Source organism: Acetonema longum DSM 6540, assembly GCF_000219125.1.
Lineage (GTDB): Bacteria > Bacillota > Negativicutes > Sporomusales > Acetonemataceae > Acetonema > Acetonema longum.
In genome coordinates this window covers 1-2,657 of the sequence record NZ_AFGF01000246.1, presented here as the reverse complement: position 1 = coordinate 2,657, position 2,657 = coordinate 1, and the positions used below count along the sequence as shown (strand labels likewise).

Genomic DNA, 2,657 nt, shown 5'->3' with positions numbered 1-2,657 from the left:
CCCGGCGGCAATGTGACCGGGACCAGCGATAACATTCCTCCCCGGAGACAAATCGACCTGGCGTTGAAACTGCTGCCTCAGGCAAAAAGAGTAGGAGCCTTGTATACCTCCAGTGAAGTAAATTCTCAGCAGCAGGTCCAGAAGATGAAAGAATACGCGGCAGCCAAAGGCCTGACTGTGACAGAAGCCACCATTACCAACGTCAATGATATTCAGCAGGCGGTCCAGAGCTTGCTGGGCAAAGTGGACTTCATCTATTGCCCAACCGATAACACCATTGCTTCCGCCATGCCCAATATTGCCAAGATCACCGTACCGGCGAAGATACCGGTATTCATCGGCGATGAAGCCCCGATTAAGAAGGGGGGCGCAACGGCGGGCGCTTCGGTCAATTTCTATCAACTTGGTTTCCAGGCCGGTGAAATGGCGGCCGATATCCTTGCCGGCAAATCAAAGCCGGCGGATATGCCCATCGGTTCACAAGAGGATGTAAAGATTATTATCAATCAGGAAGCCGCCCGGGCGATTGGACTGGTCATACCGGAAGAACTGAGGAAAGCGGCTGAATAAACAGATTCACAACAAAGAAGGAATGAGGAAAAGGCAATGGACGATTTAATCATTTCTACTGTATCTCAGGGCCTGCTTTGGTCGATAATGGCTATGGGTGTATTCTTGACGTTCCGTATATTAAACATTGCCGATTTAAGCGTGGAAGGCAGTTTCCCGCTGGGAGGCGCTGTAGCAGCGGTGCTGTTGGCAGGAGATCATAACCCCGTCGTCGCTATTTTGGCGGCGGGCATAGCCGGGATGCTGGCCGGCGCCGTCACAGGGCTGCTCCATACCAAGCTGAAAATACCCGCGCTGATGGCCGGCATTTTGACGATGATTGCGTTATACTCAGTAAACTTACGCATTATGGGAAAAGCCAACTTGTCCCTGCTCAATATTGATACGGTTTATACAGGACTGGCATTCCTGCATTTATCATCTAATCTGACTACCTTTCTGGTTGGATTGATTATCGCCCTGTTTATCCCCCTCTTGCTGTACTGGTTTTTTGGCACGGAAATCGGCATGGCCTTGCGGGCTACCGGCAATAATCTGCAGATGATACGGGCCTTGGGGGTTAATACGGATCACATGCTGTTATTGGGACTGATGATCAGCAATGGGCTGGTAGCGGCGGCGGGAGCGTTTATCGCTCAGGATAACGGCTTTGCCGATGTGGGGATGGGCGTAGGCACGATTGTCATTGGCTTGGCCTCAGTGATCATTGGGGAAGTGCTGTTTGGCGCGAAAGACTTTAAAAATTCCCTGATTTCGGTTGTACTCGGTTCGGTTGCCTACCGTATCGTCATTGCGACTGTGCTGTATCTGGGCATGCCGCCCAACGATCTGAAACTGTTTACCGCGGTTTTGGTTGGAATGGCTTTATCCTTGCCCTTATTTAAAGCAAAATGGGATAGCAGAAAGGCGGGAGCGAAATGCTGCGAGTCGACGGCATCAGCAAAACATTCTTCGCCGGCACTGTAAATGAGAAACTGGCGTTGAACAATGTAAGCCTGGAAATGAGGCCGGGAGATTTTATCACGGTCATTGGCGGCAACGGAGCAGGCAAGAGCACTCTCATGAATTCCATTGCCGGTGTGTTTAAAATAGACAGAGGCAAGATTTACATTGATGATGTAGATGTAACCGATATGCCTGAGCATGAACGGGCTGCCTATATCGGCAGGGTCTTTCAGGACCCTATGCTGGGGACGGCGTCCGGCATGATGGTGGAAGAAAATTTGGCGATGGCCGCCCGACGGGGCCAAAAGCTGCAACTGCGCTGGGGCTTTCGGGATGATGAATTTGCAGAGTTCAAAGAAAAACTGGCCAAATTGGATCTTGGCCTGGAAGACCGGCTGAAAAGCAGGATGGGAACCTTGTCCGGCGGACAGAGACAGGCGATTACTCTGCTGATGGCAACCCTGCGGAAGCCTAAGCTGCTGTTGTTAGACGAGCATACTGCGGCCTTGGACCCTAAAACAGCGGAAAAGGTATTGGCACTAACCCGGCGCGTCGTAGAGGAAAACGGCCTGACAACCCTGATGATTACCCACAATATGCGGGATGCGCTGCGGTTTGGCAACCGTTTGCTAATGCTGAATGACGGGGAGATTTTGCTGGACATTCAAGGCGGGGAAAAAGCCAAGACGACAATTCATGACCTGCTGGACGCTTTCGAGCACTCCGGCAAAGAGGTCAGTGACCGTATGGCACTGGGGTGACATGAGCCTTTTTGCAGTCATTGACAAAATATCCGGTAATTTGTATAATAATAACCATAGCTTAAGCTTAAACTTCATACACAAAAGTGAAGACGGAAAAAAGTAGATGTATGCTGTCATGCAGAGAGCTGATGGTTGGTGAAAATCAGCTGGCGGTATAGATTGAAGTTCATTCCCGAACTGCGAGGCTGAAATACAGTAGGCTGAGCCGGAGCAGCGCTCGTTAATGCGCTATGAGTTGATCTGATTCGAGATTATTAGGGTGGTACCGCGGAATATTCCGTCCCTGCGGTAGCGCTCTTTTTATTTTCGACGGATAACTAGGGTGGTACCGCGATGCACGTCCGTCGTCCCTTTTTAAGGGACGATTTTTATTTAAAC

General features: G+C 50.5%; 3 protein-coding genes and 1 other annotated feature. All 3 genes read left to right on the top strand.

Annotated features, from left to right (window positions below):
• A partial coding sequence (locus ALO_RS19000; protein WP_004099312.1) for an ABC transporter substrate-binding protein occupies positions 1-570 on the top strand: 570 nt, incomplete at its 5' end.
• 36 nt (positions 571-606) lie between these two features.
• Positions 607-1,536, top strand: a complete 930-nt coding sequence (locus ALO_RS18995) for an ABC transporter permease (protein ID WP_004099310.1) — start codon at positions 607-609, stop codon at positions 1,534-1,536.
• Positions 1,488-2,276 (top strand): ABC transporter ATP-binding protein, encoded by a 789-nt coding sequence (locus ALO_RS18990; RefSeq protein ID WP_004099308.1) that lies wholly within the window; start codon positions 1,488-1,490, stop codon positions 2,274-2,276. Before ALO_RS18995 ends, ALO_RS18990 begins: the two co-directional genes overlap by 49 nt.
• Before the next feature lie 80 nt (positions 2,277-2,356).
• Positions 2,357-2,567: a binding site (T-box leader), on the top strand.
• The last annotated feature ends 90 nt before the right edge of the window (positions 2,568-2,657 follow it).

What these genes read in the sequence shown, in the direction of transcription:
- ALO_RS18995 (WP_004099310.1), top strand. Translation starts at nt 607, where the DNA reads ATGGACGATTTAATCATTTCTACTGTATCTCAGGGCCTGCTTTGGTCG.
- ALO_RS18990 (WP_004099308.1), top strand. Translation starts at nt 1,488, where the DNA reads ATGCTGCGAGTCGACGGCATCAGCAAAACATTCTTCGCCGGCACTGTA.